This window comes from Paraburkholderia xenovorans (genome assembly GCF_046030735.1).
Classification (GTDB): Bacteria; Pseudomonadota; Gammaproteobacteria; order Burkholderiales; family Burkholderiaceae; genus Paraburkholderia; species Paraburkholderia xenovorans_A.
Window position 1 is genome coordinate 1 of the sequence record NZ_JAQQBV010000116.1, and the last position, 563, is coordinate 563.

The following is a 563-nucleotide window of genomic DNA, read 5'->3' on the forward strand; positions in this document are numbered from 1 at the left end:
TGCCGCCATCGCCGACCTCGACATCGCTCCCACCCTTGCCGTCGAACAGGTCGGGCCCCGATGTGCCGGCCAGGGTATCGTTGCCAGTGGTGCCATCGATCGTACGCGCCATCGACAGTAGTTGCGTCGCCGACAGTATCGTGCCGTCCGCAAACTGCACCTGCTGGACGCCGGCGTTTGCGTTAGAAAGCATGCCATCGATCGTAACCTGATCGCCGCTCATGCCATCAGTCAACACCAGTCCCCTTCCGTCAGACGCTGCCTTCACTGTCAGCGACGGTTCGCTGATCCCAGCACCCAGTTGCAGTACTGGCTGCGCCGTGCCGGAATAGGCCTCGCTGATCTCCAGATGACCGTACCCGACGTTGAACACGAATGTGTCGCTACCGCCATCGCCGACCTCGACATCGCTCCCACCTTTGCCGTCGAACAGGTCAGCTCCGGATGTGCCATACAGCGTATCGGCACCAGTCGTTCCATCGATCGTACGTGCCATCGACAATAGTTGCGTCGCCGACAGCGTCGTGCCGTCGGCGAACTGCACCTGCTGCACACCGTACTGG

General features: G+C 61.6%; 1 protein-coding gene. It reads right to left on the reverse strand.

Annotated elements, in window-relative coordinates:
* A partial coding sequence (locus PQQ51_RS34370) for a calcium-binding protein (protein WP_408501629.1) occupies positions 1 to 563 on the reverse strand: 563 nt, incomplete at both ends.